This window comes from Nocardia sp. NPDC057353 (assembly GCF_042667085.1).
In the GTDB taxonomy this organism is placed as follows: domain Bacteria; phylum Actinomycetota; class Actinomycetes; order Mycobacteriales; family Mycobacteriaceae; genus Nocardia.
The window spans coordinates 33,784-51,408 of sequence record NZ_JBHVAK010000032.1 but is presented as its reverse complement, the minus strand read 5'-3'; the positions used below and the strand labels follow the sequence as shown (position 1 = coordinate 51,408).

Below are 17,625 nucleotides of genomic sequence, written 5' to 3'. Positions count from 1 at the left end.
AGCACCTCCGTGATCGGGGTCGGGTTCGGCACACGCCGAGTTATCGCTCCCGATTATTCCCGGTCGGGGTCGGCACCCGTGCACGTCCCCCGGCACCGGTCGGAATCCGGCACCGCGGGCGGCCCCGTGGCAGGGTGGTGCGGTGCGCATCGTGGCCGGGATCGTCGCCGCCGTCTCCGGGGCGTTCTGGCTGCTGTGCGGGTACCGGGTGCTGGAGTCGCGCTTCGCGACCGACCCGGCCGTCGACCCGCACGGCTACGCCCTGATCGTCGGCGCGGTGCTCGCCCTGCCCGCCGGGCTGGTCTGCGCGCTCGCGCTGCCCACCCGGGTGCGGCGGATCGCGCTGCCGGTCTACGCCGCGGTGTCGGTGCTGCTGCTCGCGGCCTGGTTCACCGCGTGAGCGGAGGCAGTACCGGCCCGGAGGCGGGTGCCTCCGGGCCGGTACGCGGGGATGCGGGTCAGCGCTGGCGCCAGCTCAGCGGGCCGGGCAGGTCGACGCTGTTCTTCTTGGTGCGGGAATTCCACGACCAGCGGCCGATCTTGATCCCCCACGAGGACATCCCGTTCTGGGTGAAATTGAACTTCAGCGGCCCGAAGGACTTCCGCTGACGGTACTTGATGGGCATGGCTACCTCCCTGGTTCGCACTGGGGATAGCCAATCATCGCCGACCCAAACGGGTTTCGCCCGCCGAAAAATTCCTCCGGCGCGGCGATGAGTTTCCCGTCGGGGCTCCGTCCTATGTGATGACTCCCGCACCGAACCGAAGGACTCCGAGATGACCACCGCCACCGCCCCCGCCGCCACCGCCACCCGCCCCGGCACCGTCCGCAACCGCGTGCTGTGGACCCTGCAGATCCTGCTCGGGCTGTTCTTCGTCATCGCCTCCGGCGCCCCCAAGCTGATCATGCCCGGCACGCTGAGCGAGAACGCCTCCGCGAACCTCTCCATCCCCTTCGCGCTGCTCATCTTCATCGGCGTCGCCGAGGTCGCGGGCGGCATCGGGCTCATGGTGCCCAAGCTGAGCGCGCTGGCCGCCGCCGGGCTCTCGGTGCTGACCGTGCTGGCCGCGGGCACCCAGGCCTTCATCGCCGACATGCCGGGCATGGCGATCTTCCCGCTGGTGCTCGCCGCGATCTTCGCCTGGATCGCCTACGAGCGCCGCGGCACCGTCGCCGAGCTGCGGAACGCGCTCTCCCGCTGAACCATCCAGGCGCAAGGCCGGCGATCACGTGATCGCCGGCCTTCCGTCGTGGCTCAGGCGCCGGTGAACCGATCGCCGGAGATGGAGACCGACGCCTCCCCGTCGACGCCCACCGGGATGTCGCCCTCCAGCGTGGTGCGGTAGAGCACCCGGGTGACGTCGAGGTGGTCGAGGTCGCTGGGCGCCAGGTGCGCGGTCGCCCGGTTGTCCCAGAACGCGATGGTTCCCGGCCGCCACCGCAGCGAGACGGTGAAGGCGGGCTCGGCGATCTGGTCGAAGAGCAGCTTCAACACGGCGTCGGACTGGGCGGGGCTCAGTCCGACGATGCGCGTGGTGAAGCCGGGGTTGACGAAGAGCGCGCGCTCTCCGGTCACCGGGTGCACCCGGACCACGGGGTGCTCGGTGACCAGCGGCGCCGCCGCCACCTTGCGCGCGTAGTCGCTGTCGTCGGACCAGGCGGGTTTGCTGCCGCCGAAGCGGTGCTCGGCGCGCAGTCCGTCGGCGAAGGCGCGCAGCGCCTCGGGGAGGTTCTCGTAGGCGGCGACCAGGTTGGTCCAGCGGGTGTCGCCGCCGCGCTCCGGGGCGATCTCGGCCCGCAGGATGGAGGCGGCGGGCGGGTTGATGAGCGCCGAGACGTCGGTGTGCCAGTGGTTGGTGTAGCTGACCTTCCGCACCCCGAACCGCTTCTCGTACAGCCGGCTGTCCACCGCCAGGATCTCCGGGTGCTCGGTGGGGGCGTCGGTGTCGTACGGGTGCGATGGCGTCACCGCGCCGAAGCGGCGCGAGAAGGCGATCTGCTCGGCGTGGCCGATGTGCTGGTCGCGGAAGAACAGCACCTTGTAGGTGTGCAGGGCGTCGGTGACGGCGCGCACCTGCTCGTCGGTCAGCGGTTCGCGCAGGTCGACGCCGGAGATGTCGGCGCCGATGTGCCCGGCGACCGGGTCGACCCGGACGGCGGTGGTGATGATCGGGTTCTCGTGGACTGCGGTCATGGGAGGCTCACTCGGGGAGTAGGGGTGTCGGTCGCGGGGCGGGCCGGGCGACAGCCGCGCCGAGGAGCATCGAACGGGTCGGTCATCGGATCACCCTTTCTGGGATGCGGTTGTCGAAGCTCCCGTAGGTCAGCGGTCGCTCTGCACGCGCCACCGCGAGAAGCGGCGCTCCAGCGCGACCAGCAGGCCGTTGAAGGTCAGGCCGAGCAGCGAGATGGCCAGGATGCCCGCGTACATGTTCGGGATCTGGAAGTTCTGCTGCGCGGCGGTGATCAGGTAGCCGAGCCCGGCCCGCGCGCCGACCATCTCGGCGGCGAGCAGCACCAGGATCGAGCCGGCCGCGGCCATCCGCAGCCCGGTGAAGATGGACGGGATCGCCGCGGGCAGGATCACCTTCTGGAACAGCCGCAGCGGGCTCAGCCCGAGCGAGGCCGCCGACGTGATCAGCAGCGGGTCGACGGTGCGCACCCCGGTAATGGTGTTGAGCAGGATCGGGAAGACGCTGGCATACACCACCAGCGCCACCTTCGAGGTCTCGCCGATGCCGAGGATCAGCACGAAGACCGGGAGCAGCGCCAGCGCCGCGGTATTGCGGAAGAGCTCGAGGATCGGGTTGAGCAGCTCGGCCACCGGCTTGTACCAGGCGATGGCGATGCCGAGCGGCACCGCGATGGACAGCGCGATGGCGAAGCCGCTCAGCGAGCGGCCCAGGCTGGCCTCGACGTGGATCCACAGCTCGCCACTGGCGAGCAGGTCGGCGAAGGCCTGCGCGACCGTGCTGAACGGCGGCAGGAACACCTCGTCCACCAGCCCGGTGCGCGGCGCCACCTCCCAGAGCGCCAGGAAGGCGGTGATGGCGATGAGCGGCTTGAGCACCCGCCACAGCGTGCGGAGCACCGGCCAGGCGATCCGGGCGCCGACACCGCGCGCCGCGGCCGCCGGTCCGGTACCGGGCACGGCCTCGGTACCGGTATCCGGTGCGGAGACGGCGGGCGCGGTGCCGGGCTCCGGTGTAGCGGCGGACTCCGCCGTGCGGACGAGTTCGGCTGCGCTGGTCATGACGTCGGCCTCTCGGTGTGCTGGAGCTCCTGGTCCTGGGCGCGCTCGACCTCGCTGCGCAGCAGCGACCAGATCTCGTGCCGGTAGGAGCGGAAGGTCTCGGTGGAGCGGATGTCCTCGCCGCCGTCCCGGTCGATCTCGACCTCGACGACGGCCTTGATCCGGCCGGGCCGCGAGGTCAGCACCGCCACCCGCTGCCCCAGGTAGACGGCCTCGTCGATGCCGTGCGTGATGAACAGGATCGTTTTGCCGGTGGCGCGCCAGATGCGCAGCAGCTCGTCCTGCAGCGCCTCCCTGGTCTGGGCGTCGAGCGCGGCGAAGGGCTCGTCCATCAGCAGCACCTCGGGGTCGAAGGCCAGGCTGCGGGCGATGGCGACGCGCTGCTTCATGCCGCCGGAGAGCTCGTGCGGGTACCGGTCGCCGAACCCGGTGAGCCCGACCAGCTCCAGGTAGCGGTCGGCGATCTCACGCCGCTCCTTCCGGCGCAGCCCCTTGGCCTCCAGCCCGAACTCGATATTGGTGCGCGCGGTCCGCCACGGCAGCAGCGCGTACTGCTGGAAGACGATGCCGCGGTCCAGCCCCGGCCCGGTGACCGGCTCACCGTCCAGCAGGATCTGCCCCGAGGTCGGCTTGCTCAGCCCGCCGAGCAGGTCCAACAGCGTCGACTTGCCCGACCCGCTCGGCCCGACCAGCACCAGGAACTCACCCGCCCGCACGTCGAGGGTGATGTCGTCGAGCGCGGTGAACTTCTCCGCCGACCCGCGCACGGTGAACTGCCTGCTGACCCCGCTCAGCGCTAGTTTGGTGCTCATTTGGCCAGCACCTCCCCGGCCGGGCCGCTGGTGGGCTGGTAGGTGCCGTTCGAGTAGGGGTTGAACTCGTTGGTGAACAGGTCGGTGGCCTTCAACTGCCCGTCCTTCAGCTCGCCGTTGCGCACCAGCCAGTCGATCCAGATCTGCAGCTCCCGCTCCGCGACCACCGCGCCGGGCACCGGTAGGCCGGAGCTCTTCCAGTACTTCAGCAGCTCGGTGTTCTCCTGGCGACCGCGCTTCTCGATGATCGCGGCGAAGCGTGCCACCACCTCGTCGCGCGGGGTGACCTGCAGCCAGCGGGTGGCGCGGGCGGTGCCCTGCACGAAGTCGGCGACGGCGTCCTTGTTCTCGGCGATGAAGTCGTCGCGGAAGACGTAGGTGCCGTAGTCGAACTCGCCGAAGATGGCCTTGTCGGTGTAGAGCGGCCGCAGCCCGCCGCGCTCCAGCGCGGTGTCCCGGAAGACCGAACCCAGCGTGCCGACGTCGACCTGCCCCTTGCGCAGCGCGTCCTCGGTATTGGCGGGCGGCACCACGACCAGCTGCACCTGCTCGATCTCGTCCTCGGTGAGCCCCTGCTGGTGCAGCCACTCCCTGGTGATGAACTCGTGGTGCGCGCCGAGCGTGTTCACCGCGACCTTCTTGCCGATCAGGTCGCGGGCGCCGGTGATCGGCGAGCCGTCCAGCACGTAGTAGCCGCTGAACGACTTCTCGTCGGCCCCGTACGAGCTGAGCACCGAGGTCACCTTCGCGCCGCCGGAGATCAGCTTCACCACCGCGCCGTTGAAAGCGCTGCCGAACTCGACCTGGTTGGTGGCCGCGGCCTGGATATTGGCGGGCCCGCTGGTGGTGTCGCCCTCCCACTGCAGCTGGATCTTCTCGAAGTACCCGAGATCCGCGGCCAGCTCGAAGGGGGTCACCTGGCCGGTCTGGCCCTGGTAGCGCAGCACGGTCCTGCCGTCGGCGGTGGTCGTGGTGCCGGAATCGCCGCAGGCGGTCAGCACCGAGAGCCCGGCCAGGGCGGCGAGCGCGGCGGCCGCGATTCGTTGTCGTGCGGTGGAGAACATGGCTGTTCCTTCGGGGTGCGGGCATGCCGGGAGGACGGGGGATGGACGCGCGGGATCAGCGGCGACAGGTGCCGTGCGGGGTGCGCATCAGGTCGATCGCGCGTCGGCGGATCAGCGCGGTGCCGGGGTGGTCGGTGCGGGCCACGGCACCCTCCTCGAGCCGGTTGCGCGGTGTCGCCGTGTACTGTCCCGCAGGGCTTTCCGCGCGGCAATCCTTCGGCGCGGGCTGCGCACAACCCTCGGAATCAGCCGATCAGGTAGGCATGCGCAGCGGAGGCCGAGAGGGCGACCGCGGCGGCCGTCGCCACCGCGACGTGCGCGCGGCGATAGTGCGTGGTGAGCACCGCCGCGAACTCGCGCAGGAACGCGGCCGGGATGAAGTACAGCGCGGTGCGTGCCCCCACCACGTGTGCCTCCACCCCGAGCCGCCGGGTCAGCGCGGCCGCGCGCAGGACGTGGAAGTTGCTGGTGACGACGGTGATTCGGGCGCTGTCGAGGTCGATGCCGCCCGCGCGCAGCAGGTCGAGGCTGTTGCGCAGATTCTCCTCGGTATTGCGCGATTCCCGCTCGCGCACGATGGACTCGTCCGAGACCCCGGCCCGGATGAGGTAGGTCGCCATGGCATCGGCCTCGCTCAGCGCCTCGTCGCTGCCCTTGCCCCCGGAGGTGACGAGGAGCGGGCCGTGCCCGGCGGCCGTCTCGGCGCGGTAGACCCGCAGTGCCCGCCGCAGCCGCGAGGCCAGCAGCGGGGTGACCTTGTTGCGGTTGAGCCCGCAGCCGAGCACCACGATGGCGTCGGCGCCCGGCTCGTCCGAGAGCCGGTCGTAGACCACCGCGTGCCCGGCGAAGGCGAGCAGGTGCGCCAGCAGATACACCCCGGCCAGCGTGGTCGCGGTGGCGAGGATCAGCAGCCACGGCGGCACCTCGGGCCCGCGGCGCAGCGTGAGCGCGGCGGCCACCGGAAGGACCAGCAGCCCGAGCCCGGCGAGCACCGGGGTCAGCGTGATCGGCCGCACCCCCTCGCGCAGCATGACCGCGATGCCGTTGCCGAGCAGCCCGAACCCGGTGGCGAGCACCGCGAGCAGGAACAGCCCGCGCACGACCAGCGAGGCGGTGTCCAGCACGGCCGGGGCCGCCACCCGCGCCGCCGCCGTCGCGGCACCGATGAGCACCAGCGAGAGCGCCACCAGCAGCAGGAACCCGGTCGAGAGGCGGCGCGGCTCCCGGCGCATCCGCACCGCGCCGAACACCGCCGTCGCCCAGCCCGCCACCAGCAATACCGCAGGGTCCACCGACCGCCTCCTCCGCTTCCGGTCGGTGTATACCCAGAAGTGCGCGTTTACCATGGCCGGGTGCTCGCCATGCTCCTGTCCTTCACCCTGGCCGCGGTGTTCCTGATCGTGCTCCCCGGCCCGGACACCCTCGTGGTCGTGCGCGGCCTGGTGCGCGGCGGCCGCGCGGGCGGGATCCGCACCTCGGCCGGGGTGCTCTGCGGGCTGCTGGTCTGGGTGGCCGCCGCGGTGCTCGGGCTCTCGGCGCTGGTGCAGGCGAGCGAGATCGGGTACGAGGTGCTGAAGATCGCGGGCGGCTGCTACCTGGTCTGGGTCGGGGTGCAGTCGCTGCGCGCGCTGCGCCGCACCGCCGCCGAGCTGACCGCCGCCACCGGTCCCGCGCTCGGCCGCTCCGGCGGGTTCGGCGCGGGCTTCCTCACCGACATCCTGAACCCCAAGATCGGCGTGCTGTTCGTGACCCTGCTGCCCGGCTTCGTCCCGGCCGGTTACCCGGTGGCCTGGACGACGCTCGGCCTCGGGCTGCTCTACGTCGCGCTCTCCGCGCTCTACTGCGCCGTGCTCGTCCTCGCCGCAGGCCGCATCGCAGGCTGGATGCAGCGGCCGCGGGTGCGCCGCCGCATCGATGCCGTGACCGGGCTGGTGCTGGTCGGGTTCGGCGTCCGGCTCGCGGTCGAGGCGTGATGAGCGTCGAACTCGCGCACACCGCCCTCCCCGGAGTCGGCACCCCGCTGGTCTTCCTCGGCTCGCTCGCCTCGGACCGCGGCATGTGGCAGCCCCAGCTGGACGAGCTCGGCGGCCCCGCGCTCGCCGTCGACCTGCGCGGGCACGGCGGCTCGCCCGCCCCCGCCGGGCCGTACACCGTCGCCGAGCTGGCCGGTGACGTGCTCGCGCTGCTCGACCACCGTGCGATCGGCACCGCCCACCTGGTCGGGCTCTCGCTGGGCGGCGCGGTCGCCCAGTGGCTCGCGGCCCACCATCCGGACCGGGTCGCCGCCCTGACCCTGTTCTGCACCGCCGCCCGCTTCGGCACCCCGGCGATGTGGGCCGAGCGCGCCGAACTCGCCCGCCGCGAGGGCACCGCGAGCCTCGCCGCATCCGCCCTCACCCGCTGGTTCACCCCCGGCTTCACCGCCGCGCACCCGGAGATCGCCGCCCGCTGCGCCGCCATGATCGCGGGCACCGACGACGCGGCGTACGCCGGATGCTGTGCGGCACTGGGGGAGTGGGACGGCCGCGCCGACCTCGCCCGCATCACCGCGCCCACCCTGGTCGTCGCGGGCGCCCTCGACCCTGGCACCCCGCCCGGAGTGGTCGCCGAGGTGGCGGCGGGCATCCCCGGCGCCGAGTTCGTCGTGCTCGACGACGCCGGGCACCTGCCGACCCTGCAGCACCCGCGAGCGGTCTCCGCGCTCATCGCCCGGCGCTACGGGACGGCCGGCTCGACCTCCTGATCGGCGTCGAGCAGGAAGGTAGCGGACCCGCCGGCGTCGTCGAAGTGGTCGATGAGCACGTCCGGCGGTTCGTAGTAGGTGTCGCCGGGGTCAGCCGGTGCACCGTCCGCACCGGAACCGGCTGCGCAATCCGGTTACGGTTGGCCCGTGCGCACCGACATCGACCCCGGCGAACTCGGCTTCAGTGGTTTCTACCGCATCCTGACCAGCGTCGTCGTCCCGCGCCCGATCGCCTGGGTCTCGACCCGCTCGGCCGACGGCATCGACAACCTGGCGCCGCACTCCTTCTTCACCGTCTCCTGCGTGCGCCCGCCCATGGTGCAGTTCACCTCGGTCGGCGCCAAGGATTCGCTGCGCAATGTCCTGGACACCGGCGAGTTCGTGGTCTGCCTCGCCACCGAGCCGCTCTTCGAGCGGGTGAACGCCACCGGCACCGACTTCCCCGCCGAGCTCTCGGAGTTCACCGTGGTCGGGCTCACCCCGGAGCCCAGCGCCACCGTCGCCCCGCCGCGGGTCGCGGAGTCGCCGGTCGCCCTGGAGTGCCGGTTGGAGCAGACCGTGGAGCTGGGCGACTCCACCGTCGTGATCGGCCGCGTGCTGCACGCCGCCATCGACGCCGAGGTATTCGAGACCGACGAGCACGGCGTCGACCTGCCCGCCGTCGACCGGCTGCGCCCGCTGGCCCGGCTCGGCCGCGACGAATGGTCCACCATCGGGCAGGTGCTGGAGATCGGCCGCATCCCCTACGAGCGCTGGCCGGGCCACTTCCGCGGGTGAGCGCGCCCGGTACGGTCGGAACCATGCCGATCGAACTCGACCTCTCCCCCGACGAACTGCTCGCCACCACCAGGGCCGTGCGCAAACGCCTCGACCTGGAGCGCGAGGTCCCGCTCGAGGTCGTGCGCGAGTGTCTGGAGCTGGCGGTGCAGGCGCCGAGCGGCTCGAACCGGCAGGGCTGGCACTGGGTCGTCGTCACCGACCCGGCGAAGCGGAAGGCGCTCGGCGAGCTGTACCGGCGCGGCTTCGAGGCGTACCGGGCCGACCCCGGCTACCTCGGCAGCAAGGTGAGCGGCGACCCCGAGGTGGACGCCTCCCGCCGCCGGGTGGCGAGCTCGGCGGAGTACCTGGCCGAGAAGATGGGCGAGGTCCCGGTGCTGCTGGTGCCGTGCCTCGCAGGCCGGGTGGACAACGCGCCCAGCGCGGCCAGCGCCTCCTACTGGGGTTCGCTCTTCCCCGCCGTCTGGAACTTCTGCCTCGCGGCGCGCTCGCGCGGGCTCGGAACCACCTGGACCACCCTGCATCTCGGGTACGAGCGGGAAGCCGCCGAGATCCTCGGCATCCCCTACGAGCAGGTGTCGCAGGGCGCGCTGCTCCCCGTCGCCTACACGAAGGGCACCGACTTCAAGCCGGCCGCCCGCACCGACCTCGACCGGATCGTGCACGTCGACAGCTGGTGACCGCTACGGCACCAGCCGCAGGTGCCGGGGCGGGTGGTGCTCGGAATCGTCGAGCCAGGCCATGGTCTCCGCCCAGCCGGTGGCGGCGCTGCGGTGCAGCAGCAGCCGGACCCCGGCGGCGAGGTCGCCCTGCTCGGCCTCGATGAGCGAGCGCAGGTTCCGCGCCCGGCGCTGCCAGCGCGGCTGCGCCCGCTCCGGGTAGCCGATCTCGGTGCCCGCCCGGTCGGCGATGACCGGTTCGGGGAGCGCGGTGCGCTCGGGATCGCGGTCCAGCCACAGCAGCACCGCCACGGTCTGCCCGAGGTCGCTGAGCCCGCGCGCGCAGGCGATCCGGGGCAGCTCGACCCCGGCGTGCTTGCCGAAATCCCCGGCCATGTCCCGCATCCGGACCGCCGTCGGCCCGTCCACCCAGGTCAGCCGCAGCTCACCGGCGTCCTGCTCGACCCGCACCCGGGAGCCGACGCGCTCGGTCAGCCACGCCGACAACCGCTCCTGCACCACCACCGACTCCATCCACCCGACCCCTGCGGGGACGTAGTGACCGGAACCGCCGAAGGCAAACCGATGGCTACTCGAGCGGCGCCGCCGGTCAGCGCCGGAAACCGGCCTCGGCCGAGCCCGCGGTGAGCGCCTCGAGCCCGAAGGCGTCCACCGGCCCCAGCGCGCCGGTGCCCCGGAGCCCGCCGTCGAGCACGGCGGTGGCGCCCCAGGCCAGGATGGCCGAGGTGTAGCCGTAGGGGTCGATGCCGGTCAGCGTGACCGTGGCCAGCACCGTCCCGTTCGCGTCGGCGGCCTCGGCCACCGCCCAGGACCGGGTGCGCGCCCGCGACTCCGGGCCGGGCCCGCCGGTCGAGCCCTTGACGGCCTTCGCCAGCGCGCCCTCGGCCAGCGCCTTCGCCGGGGCGACCCTGCCGAGCAGCCCCGCGACCAGCGAGCCGCCCTGCAGTCCGCGCGCCGCCAGCGGCGGCAGCCCCAGGAACACGTCGACCTCGCGCAGATTCGGATGCACCCGGGTCAGCGCGAGGTGCTCGGAGCCCGGGATGGAGACCCCGGTGCGCTGCTTGCCCACCACGTCGAAGCTCCGGATCTTCGACCCCGAGCGCTCCGGCACCACCCGGCCGCCGCGCAGCGCGAACCCGTGCTCGAACAGCATCCCCGCGATCGAGGCGCGGGTGCCGCCGCTGGTGCCCGGCGCCTCCACGAAGTAGCCGACATCGACCTTCGTCGCCTCCGGGGCCTCCCGCAGGGCCAGCGCGGCGACGAGATTGCCCGGCACGTAGTCGAAGCCGAAGGCGCTGAGCAGCCCCACCCCCGCCTTGCGGGCCTGCGCGTCGTGGTCGAAGACGGTGCGGATGAACGGCCCCTCACCGGTCGAGTCGAAGTAGTGCGCGCCCGCCGCCAGCGCCGCCGCCAGCGCGGGCTCGCCGAACCGCAGGAAGGGGCCGACCGTCGTGATCAGCACGTCGCCCTTGCCGAGCAGCGCCTTGACCGAATCCGGGTTCGCCACGTCGGCGACGGCGGTCTCCGCGCCGCCGATGTCGGCCGCGAGCTTCGCCAGCGCGTCCGGGTTGCGCGCGGCCAGCACCGGGCTCGCGCCCTTCGCGACCAGCGCCTCGGCCGTCAGCCGGCCGGTGTAGCCGGTGGCACCGAACAACACGATCTTCGGCATCTGCCGTCACCTGCATTTCTGTTCGTCGGGGTTCGGGGTCAGCAGCCCCTCGCCGACCGCGGTGGCCAGCAGGGGGAGCAGGGCGTCCGGGTCGGCGCAGTGCCGGTCGGCGCGCCAGGAGAGCGCGATGACGCCGCTCATGGCGGCCCAGAGCACGGTCGCGGTGGCGCGCGGGTCGATGTCAGGGCGGACGTCGCCCTCGGCGATCCCGTCCGCGATGGCGTCGGCGAGCCTGCCGGTCTGCTCGTCCAGCAGGTCGGCGATCCGCTCGAAAGCCGGGCTGCCGGACGAGGTCTGGGTGAGCAACCGGAACTCGTGCGGCCGCTCTCTCGCGAACCGCACATACGCCTCGGCGGCGCCGAGCACCCGCTGCACCGCGCTGCCCGGCTGTGCGTAGGCGGCGTCCATGTAGACCCGGTTGGCCTCCATGGCCCGCTCGGCCACCGTCATGAGCAGGGCGTCACGGCCGCCGACCCGGTTGTAGATGGTCTGCACCGCGACATCGGCCCGCTCGGAGACCGCCGGGAGGGTGAGCGCCTCCGGCCCGCCCTCGTCCAGGAGCTCGCGCGCCGCGCTGATGATCGCCTCCCGCGTCGCCGCGGTCTTGCGGGTCGTCCGCGATGGGGTGGCGGTCACGGGGTGACTATAACCCATTCCAATTCTGGAGGGTCTTCCAGAAATCGCTACCCCAGCTCGGTCAGGAATCGAACGCCGACGAGCGCAGCAACCGGAGTCCGTTCAGGCCGACCAGGATCGTCGACCCCTCGTGCCCGGCCACCCCGAGCGGCAGCGGCAGCGTGCCGACCAGGTCCCAGGTGACCAGCACGACGATGAAGGTCCCGGCGATGGCCAGGTTGGCGATCACCACTCGCCGCGCCCGTCGCGACAGCGCGATGACGGCGGCGACGGTGCTGAGGTCGTCGCGGACCACGACCGCGTCCGCGGTCCGCAGCGTGAGGTCCGAGCCTGCCCCGCCCAGCGCGATCCCGGTGTGCGCGGCGGCCAGCGCGGGCGCGTCGTTGATCCCGTCCCCGACCACCGTCACCCGCTCCCCGGCGGCCTCCAGCTCGCGCACCGCCGCGACCTTGTCGTCCGGCAGCAGATCGGCCCTGATGTCGGCGATCCCGACCTCGGCGGCGAGCCGCTCCGCGGTGACCCGGTTGTCCCCGGTCAGCAGCACCGGCGCGCTGCCGGTCACCGCGGTCACCGCCGCTACGGCGTCGGCGGCCTCCGGCCGGGTCCGGTCGGCGATCCCGAGCACCCCCACCGGCTCCGAATCCACGGTCACCACCACTGCGGTGTGCCCCAGTTCCTGCAACGCCGCCACTTCGGCGAGGCCCGGGAAGGCGGCAGGGGAGACGACGGTGACGAAGGAGCCCCCGACGACCCCTTCGACCCCGCGCCCCGGCTGCGCGGCGAACTCTCGTACCTCGATCGGGGCCGGTCCGCGTGAACGGGCCGCCCGCACCACCGCCGCGGCCAGCGGATGCTCGCTCGGTACCTCCACCGAGGCCGCCATCCGCAGCACCGCGTCGGCATCGAACCGGGACGACAGGCACCGGATCTCGACCAGCTCGGGGGCACCCCGCGTCAGGGTCCCGGTCTTGTCGAACGCCACCCGCGTGGTGGTCCCGAGCCGCTCCATCACGACCGCCGACTTCACCAGCACCCCGTGCCGCCCGGCGGTCGCGATGGCGGCCAGCAGCGGCGGCATGGTCGCCAGCACCACCGCGCACGGCGAGGCCACGATCATGAATGTCATGGCCCGCAGCAGCGCCCGCTGCAGCGCCTCGCCGAGCAGCAGCGGGATCACGAATACCGCGACGGTCACCGCGACCATCCCGACCGAGTACCGCTGCTCGATCTTCTCGATGAACAGCTGCGTCTTCGCCTTGGTCCGGCTCGCCTCCTCGACCAGCGTCGCGATCCGCGCCACCACCGAGTCCGCCGCCCGCCGGTCGACCCGGATCCGCAGCGCACCGGTGCCGTTGACCGTGCCCGCGAACACCTCGTCACCGGCGGTCTTGTCGACCGGCAGCGGCTCGCCGGTGATCGTCGCCTGATCGACCTCGCTGCCCCCGGAGAGCACCGTCGCGTCGGCGGCGATCCGCTCGCCGGGCCGCACCAGCAGCACGTCCCCGACGGCGAGGTCGGCGGCAATGACGGTCTGCTCGCCGTCGTCGGTGAGCCGGGTGGCGGTGTCCGGCGCCAGGTCGACCAGCCCGCGCACCGAGTCCTCGGTCCGCGCGGTCGCCAGCGCCTCCATCGCCCCCGAGGTGGCGAAGATGACGATGAGCAGCGCCCCCTCGGTGATCTGCCCGATCGCCGCCGCCCCGAGCGCGGCGATCACCATGAGCAGGTCGACGTCGAGCGTCTTCGCCCGCAGCGCCCGCAGCCCCGCGAGCCCGGGCTCCCACCCGCCCGCCGCGTAGCAGGCGAGGTAGCACGCCCACCACAGCCACTCCGGCGCACCGCCGAGCTGCGCCGCCAGCCCGATCAGGAACAGCACCAGAGCCGCCGCGGCCCAGCGCACTTCGTCCAGTGCGAACAGCCTCGTCCGGCGCACCGGGACGACGGACGCGGGCGATGGGCGGGTCAGGACGACCACGGGCGAACCTCCGGAGCAGCGCGATGCGGACCGATCGGAGACTAACAGAAGAGATGAACATCTATTCATACATAGTGCTCGGAGTAGGATGCGCGCTCATGGGACACGGAGTCGAGGGCCGCAGCCGCCCGCCCGCGCGCCTCGACGCCGCCGCGGCCGCCCACGTGGCCACCACCCTGCAGGCGCTCGCCACCCCGAGCCGCCTGCTCATCCTCACCGAACTGCGGCACGGCCCGCGCCCGGTCTCCGAACTCGCCGCCACCGTCGGCATGGAGCAGTCCGCCGTCTCGCACCAGCTGCGGCTGCTGCGCAACCTGGGGCTGGTGGTCGGCAACCGCAGCGGCCGCTCCATCGTCTACAGCCTCTACGACGCGCACGTGGCGCAGTTGCTGGACGAGGCCGTCTACCACAGCGAGCACCTCCGGCTCGGTCAGCCGGACCGGCTCCGCGGCTCCGACGCGGGCTGAGCGAGCTTCCCGCGGGGCTGTGGATTCAGGGGCGAAATCAGGGTTGCGTACCTCGCGGCGGCCCCGGTGATCTTCTACGATTCGAGGGCCAACCGGTGCGGTTGCTCATCCCGAGGAGGATCCCGTGAGCACGAGCGGTCACGACCCCCGAATCACCCCCGCCACCGGTTCGCCCGGCGGGCTCGGCAAACGCGCGGGTGCGCGCTTCATCGACTGGATCATCGCGGGTGCGATCGGGCTGGTCGTCTTCTGGCTGCTCGACCGCTCGGTGAACACCCCCGACTGGGTCTCGGTGCTGCCCGGCGCGGGCTTCGGCTTCCTCTACTTCCTCTTCTTCGAGGTGCTCACCGGCGAGACGCCGGGCAAGAAGATCCTCGGCCTGCAGGTCCGCGGCTCCGGTGGCGCCGCCAAGCCGAGCATCGTGGACTCGGCCAAGCGCAATGCCTACATGCTGCTCAACCTGATCCCGTGTGTCGGCGGGCTGCTCTGGTTCGTCGCCGCCATCTACATCGCGGTCACCATCAGCTCCAGCCCGACGAAGCAGGGCTGGCACGACAAGTTCGCGGGCGGTACCCAGGTCGTCGACCGCTGAGGGCGGGTGCGGCGCGCACCCCGCGACGTGCTGAACTGACGGTCGCACCCGCGCGACCGGAAGGCTCGACACCCGTGGACACCACCGCACTCGACGACCCGGTCGGTGAGTCGCTGCACGGCAACCACGCCCACCTGGCCCGCCGCGTCGGCCGGGCCGCCACCTACCTCCCCGACGTCACCACCTTCGCCGCGGTCGACCCCGGCGACGGGTGCGAATGGGACGATCTGACCCGGCTGCTCGGCCCAGGCGCACCCGCCGACCTGTTCAGCTGCCCGGTCCCGCCACCCCGGCACTGGCCGGAGGTCTTCCGGCTCGACGGCAGGCAGCTGATCCTCCCCGGCGCGCTCGCCGAGACGCCGACCGCCGCCGACGTGGTGGAGCTCGGCGCCGCGGACGTCGCCGAGATGCTCGACCTCGTCGCGACCACCCGCCCCGGCCCGTTCTGGCCGCGTACCCACGAACTCGGCCCCTACCTCGGGATTCGCGGCGAGGACGGCCTGCTGCTCGCGATGGCGGGCGTGCGGCTGCGCCCGCCCGGCTGGTCGGAGATCAGCGCCGTCTGCACCGCCCCCGAGGCTCGCGGCCGCGGTTACGCCGCGCAGCTGGTGGGTGCGCTGGTCGCCCGGATCGCGGCGCTCGGCGATCGCCCCTTCCTGCACGTCGCCGAGGCCAATACCGCCGCCATCGAGCTCTACGAACGCCTCGGCTTCCGCACCCGCACCCCGGTCACCTTCCGCGGTTTCCGCGTCCCCTGACACACCGTGTTGGACCGCCGCGACCGGGGTAGGCGGAGTGCACGACGACGACAGGGTGTGAGGCGTGATGGGATCGAGAAAACGACTGGCACGGCGCGGCAGGGCCCCGCAGTGGTTCACCCGCCTCGCTCCCGACGCGCAACTGGCGCTGCTCGACGACCCCTACCGGGAACTCACCGAACCCCTGGTCGGCGCGCTCGGCCCGGACGCGGAGCACGTGGTCGGCCGCGTCTACACCGCGCACGAGCGCAGCACCCGCTACTACCTGGCGCCGCGCGCCGCCGTCGAACTGGTGAGCGCGCGGGACCGGGTCGGCAGCTGGTGGCGCAGGCTCTCCCCGCTGCACCGCGTGATCCTGCTGAACAATCGGCACGGTGCGGTGCCCACCGCGCTCGGCGGCAGCGTCCACGCGACCGGCGGCATCCTGCGGCTCCGCCGCAAGCGGCGCCTCACCCCCACTCCCATGGCCGAGGTGTTCCTGGAGCGCGAGGCCCGCGAGCGCGGCCGGCGCTGACGCGAAAGGCGCACCGCCCGGTCGGGGGTACGGGCGGTGCACCGCTATCGAGGGTACGTGCGCGGCTCAGCCGTGGCTATCGCCGTGCAACTGATTGCGCCACGCGCGCGGCGAGCAGTCGTGCGCGCGCCGGAACACCCGGCCGAAGTACGAGGGGTCGGGCAGCCCGACCCGGCTCGCGATCACCGCGACCGGTAAATCGGTGCCGCCCAGCAGTTCCCGCGCGTGCGCCATGCGCCGCTCGGTGATCCAGTCCTGCACCGTGCGCCCGGTGCGGCGGCGCACCAGCGTGGTCAGGTGGCCCGGGGTGACGCCGACCGCGGCGGCCACGTCGCGCAGGGAGAGCGGCTCGCCGAAACGACGGTCGATCACCTCGAAGACGTCCGCGAGCAACGGTTCACCGAGCAATCGGAACTCGCCGGGGATGTCGGCGGTCAGTCTGGCGAGGTCGATCAGCAGCAGTGTCAGGTGCGCCAGCGCGGCCTGCTGGAATCCTTCGCGCCGGGCCTCCAGTTCGGTCTCGATGGCGGCCATGGTGTCGGTCCACAGCGGATGGCCCGGCGGTAGCGGCACCCGCAGCAGCCCGTTCGCGTGGCCGTGCAGGAAGGCGGCGAGCAGCGGGTGGCGGTACCAGGTGGGCCACGGTGAGCGGCTGCCTGCGCCGAGCGCGCCCGGGTCGAAGAACACCGTGGTGCTCGCCTCCGGTAGCGGCACGTGCCCCACATCGACCACCTGCCCCGGCGTGACCACGTAGACCTCGTGCGCCGCGGGCACGTGCACCAGCACCGGGAAGTCGTGGATGTGCGGCGCCCGCTCGGGCGACTGCCCCGGACCCAGCCGCAGCACCGAGACCGGGGGAGTGCTCGGATCGGACCGGTACCCGTAGACCGGCACGCCCCGGTGCTGCCGGATCAGCCGGGTGGTCTGCGGTCGCCCATCGGACACCGAACCGAAGATAGTCCTGGTTTCGCCGAATATCCCCCGACTTCCCGCCCGGTCTCCTCGCGACCATGAAGTCATGACCTCGCGCACCCTCGCCAACCGCCACGACTACCTGCCCGCCGCGGGCAACGACCTGTTCCTGCCGTTCTACGACCTGCTCAGCCGGGCGCTCGGCAGCACCGCCGTGCACCACACCCTGCTCGCCCAGGCCGGGCTGGAGAGCGGCCACACCGTACTCGAAATCGGCTGTGGGACCGGCAACCTCACCGTCCTCGCGCAGCACGCCGTCCCCGGTGCGACCGTGATCGGCACCGACCCCGACCCGCGCGCCCTCGCCCGCGCCGAGCGCAAGGCCCCCGGGATCCGCTTCGAGCGCGCCTACGCCCAGGACCTGCCGCATCCGGACGGCAGCGTCGACCGCGTGCTCTCCGCGTTCATGCTGCACCACCTCGATGCCGACACGAAGGCGGCGGTCGCCGCCGAGGCCTTCCGCGTCCTGCGACCCGGCGGCCGCCTGCACATCGCCGACGTCGGCGGCCCCATGACCGCCGCGGACGGGCGCGCCGCCCGCCGCTCCCTGCGCAGCCCGTATCTGCGGGGCAACCTCGGCGACGCGCTGCCCGCGGTGCTGCGCACGGCGGGGTTCGAGACCGAGCAGGTGCTGTCCCACGCACACCGCACCCTCGGCCGCGTCACCTACTACCGCGCCACCCACCCCGGAAATGCCCGGCGCTGATCGCGCGTT

The 17,625-nt window shown here is 72.7% G+C and carries 22 protein-coding genes; 11 read left to right on the top strand and 11 right to left on the bottom strand.

The window, feature by feature from the left end:
* Positions 1 to 142 precede the first annotated feature (142 nt).
* A complete protein-coding gene (locus ACFUUZ_RS18375; RefSeq protein WP_378697623.1) occupies positions 143 to 400 on the top strand; it encodes a hypothetical protein in 258 nt (85 codons plus the stop codon).
* Positions 401 to 458: 58 nt separating this feature from the next.
* Here the strand turns inward: ACFUUZ_RS18375 and ACFUUZ_RS18370 are convergent, their stop codons facing one another.
* Entirely contained in the window at positions 459 to 626 is a 168-nt protein-coding gene (locus ACFUUZ_RS18370) for a DUF4236 domain-containing protein (protein WP_084505282.1), read from the bottom strand.
* A gap of 151 nt (positions 627 to 777) precedes the next feature.
* Between ACFUUZ_RS18370 and ACFUUZ_RS18365 the strand changes: the two genes are divergently transcribed.
* Positions 778 to 1,203 carry a DoxX family protein gene (locus tag ACFUUZ_RS18365; RefSeq protein ID WP_378697621.1) on the top strand — a complete coding sequence of 142 codons (426 nt, stop codon included), beginning with the start codon at positions 778 to 780 and terminating at the stop codon, positions 1,201 to 1,203.
* 53 nt (positions 1,204 to 1,256) lie between these two features.
* Here ACFUUZ_RS18365 and ACFUUZ_RS18360 read toward each other — a convergent pair whose 3' ends face one another.
* The 5 genes from ACFUUZ_RS18360 to ACFUUZ_RS18340 all read right to left on the bottom strand — a co-directional run bounded on the left by ACFUUZ_RS18360 (position 1,257) and on the right by ACFUUZ_RS18340 (position 6,422).
* The gene (locus ACFUUZ_RS18360; protein ID WP_378697618.1) at positions 1,257 to 2,195 is read right to left on the bottom strand and encodes a TauD/TfdA dioxygenase family protein; all 939 of its coding nucleotides are present in this window, start codon (positions 2,193 to 2,195) and stop codon (positions 1,257 to 1,259) included.
* 129 nt (positions 2,196 to 2,324) lie between these two features.
* A complete protein-coding gene (locus ACFUUZ_RS18355; protein ID WP_378697617.1) occupies positions 2,325 to 3,254 on the bottom strand; it encodes an ABC transporter permease in 930 nt (309 codons plus the stop codon).
* Positions 3,251 to 4,066: an ABC transporter ATP-binding protein gene (locus ACFUUZ_RS18350; protein ID WP_378697616.1), complete on the bottom strand. Its 816-nt coding sequence runs from the start codon at positions 4,064 to 4,066 to the stop codon at positions 3,251 to 3,253. Before ACFUUZ_RS18350 ends, ACFUUZ_RS18355 begins: the two co-directional genes overlap by 4 nt.
* A complete protein-coding gene (locus ACFUUZ_RS18345) occupies positions 4,063 to 5,130 on the bottom strand; it encodes an ABC transporter substrate-binding protein (RefSeq protein ID WP_378697614.1) in 1,068 nt (355 codons plus the stop codon). Before ACFUUZ_RS18345 ends, ACFUUZ_RS18350 begins: the two co-directional genes overlap by 4 nt.
* A 245-nt stretch (positions 5,131 to 5,375) precedes the next feature.
* Complete coding sequence (locus tag ACFUUZ_RS18340; protein WP_378697613.1) at positions 5,376 to 6,422, bottom strand: YdcF family protein; 1,047 nt, start codon at positions 6,420 to 6,422, stop codon at positions 5,376 to 5,378.
* Positions 6,423 to 6,482: 60 nt separating this feature from the next.
* Between ACFUUZ_RS18340 and ACFUUZ_RS18335 the strand changes: the two genes are divergently transcribed.
* The 4 genes from ACFUUZ_RS18335 (at position 6,483) to ACFUUZ_RS18320 (ending at position 9,330) form a co-directional block, all read left to right on the top strand.
* A complete protein-coding gene (locus ACFUUZ_RS18335) occupies positions 6,483 to 7,103 on the top strand; it encodes a LysE family translocator (RefSeq protein ID WP_378697612.1) in 621 nt (206 codons plus the stop codon).
* Positions 7,103 to 7,873, top strand: a complete 771-nt coding sequence (pcaD, locus tag ACFUUZ_RS18330; protein WP_378697611.1) for a 3-oxoadipate enol-lactonase — start codon at positions 7,103 to 7,105, stop codon at positions 7,871 to 7,873. The genes ACFUUZ_RS18335 and pcaD overlap by 1 nt, the downstream gene beginning before the upstream one ends.
* Before the next feature lie 147 nt (positions 7,874 to 8,020).
* Positions 8,021 to 8,650, top strand: coding sequence for a flavin reductase family protein (locus ACFUUZ_RS18325; RefSeq protein ID WP_378697610.1), 630 nt, complete (start codon positions 8,021 to 8,023; stop codon positions 8,648 to 8,650).
* A 29-nt stretch (positions 8,651 to 8,679) separates the two neighbouring features.
* Entirely contained in the window at positions 8,680 to 9,330 is a 651-nt protein-coding gene (locus ACFUUZ_RS18320) for a nitroreductase family protein (protein ID WP_378697673.1), read from the top strand.
* Between the two features lie 3 nt (positions 9,331 to 9,333).
* On the opposite strand, the gene ACFUUZ_RS18315 is transcribed toward ACFUUZ_RS18320, so the two are convergent.
* From ACFUUZ_RS18315 to ACFUUZ_RS18300, 4 genes are all read right to left on the bottom strand, one after another.
* Positions 9,334 to 9,843: a hypothetical protein gene (locus ACFUUZ_RS18315; RefSeq protein ID WP_378697609.1), complete on the bottom strand. Its 510-nt coding sequence runs from the start codon at positions 9,841 to 9,843 to the stop codon at positions 9,334 to 9,336.
* 76 nt (positions 9,844 to 9,919) lie between these two features.
* The gene (locus tag ACFUUZ_RS18310) at positions 9,920 to 10,999 is read right to left on the bottom strand and encodes a saccharopine dehydrogenase family protein (protein WP_378697608.1); all 1,080 of its coding nucleotides are present in this window, start codon (positions 10,997 to 10,999) and stop codon (positions 9,920 to 9,922) included.
* 6 nt (positions 11,000 to 11,005) lie between these two features.
* Positions 11,006 to 11,635 (bottom strand): TetR/AcrR family transcriptional regulator, encoded by a 630-nt coding sequence (locus tag ACFUUZ_RS18305; protein ID WP_378697606.1) that lies wholly within the window; start codon positions 11,633 to 11,635, stop codon positions 11,006 to 11,008.
* Between the two features lie 61 nt (positions 11,636 to 11,696).
* Entirely contained in the window at positions 11,697 to 13,676 is a 1,980-nt protein-coding gene (locus ACFUUZ_RS18300) for a heavy metal translocating P-type ATPase (protein WP_378697604.1), read from the bottom strand.
* 29 nt (positions 13,677 to 13,705) lie between these two features.
* On the opposite strand from ACFUUZ_RS18300, the gene ACFUUZ_RS18295 reads away from it, so the two are divergent.
* The 4 genes from ACFUUZ_RS18295 (at position 13,706) to ACFUUZ_RS18280 (ending at position 15,938) form a co-directional block, all read left to right on the top strand.
* Positions 13,706 to 14,074, top strand: coding sequence for an ArsR/SmtB family transcription factor (locus ACFUUZ_RS18295; protein ID WP_378697602.1), 369 nt, complete (start codon positions 13,706 to 13,708; stop codon positions 14,072 to 14,074).
* Positions 14,075 to 14,198: 124 nt separating this feature from the next.
* On the top strand, positions 14,199 to 14,666 hold the full coding sequence (locus tag ACFUUZ_RS18290) for an RDD family protein (RefSeq protein ID WP_378697600.1): 468 nt from the start codon (positions 14,199 to 14,201) through the stop codon (positions 14,664 to 14,666).
* A gap of 74 nt (positions 14,667 to 14,740) precedes the next feature.
* Complete coding sequence (locus ACFUUZ_RS18285; RefSeq protein WP_378697598.1) at positions 14,741 to 15,424, top strand: GNAT family N-acetyltransferase; 684 nt, start codon at positions 14,741 to 14,743, stop codon at positions 15,422 to 15,424.
* Positions 15,425 to 15,491: 67 nt separating this feature from the next.
* On the top strand, positions 15,492 to 15,938 hold the full coding sequence (locus ACFUUZ_RS18280; protein WP_378697596.1) for a hypothetical protein: 447 nt from the start codon (positions 15,492 to 15,494) through the stop codon (positions 15,936 to 15,938).
* A 66-nt stretch (positions 15,939 to 16,004) separates the two neighbouring features.
* Here the strand turns inward: ACFUUZ_RS18280 and ACFUUZ_RS18275 are convergent, their stop codons facing one another.
* The gene (locus tag ACFUUZ_RS18275) at positions 16,005 to 16,883 is read right to left on the bottom strand and encodes a helix-turn-helix transcriptional regulator (RefSeq protein ID WP_378697594.1); all 879 of its coding nucleotides are present in this window, start codon (positions 16,881 to 16,883) and stop codon (positions 16,005 to 16,007) included.
* A gap of 73 nt (positions 16,884 to 16,956) precedes the next feature.
* Here ACFUUZ_RS18275 and ACFUUZ_RS18270 point away from each other — a divergent pair, with 73 nt between their 5' ends.
* Entirely contained in the window at positions 16,957 to 17,616 is a 660-nt protein-coding gene (locus ACFUUZ_RS18270) for a class I SAM-dependent methyltransferase (protein WP_378697592.1), read from the top strand.
* Positions 17,617 to 17,625 lie beyond the last annotated feature (9 nt).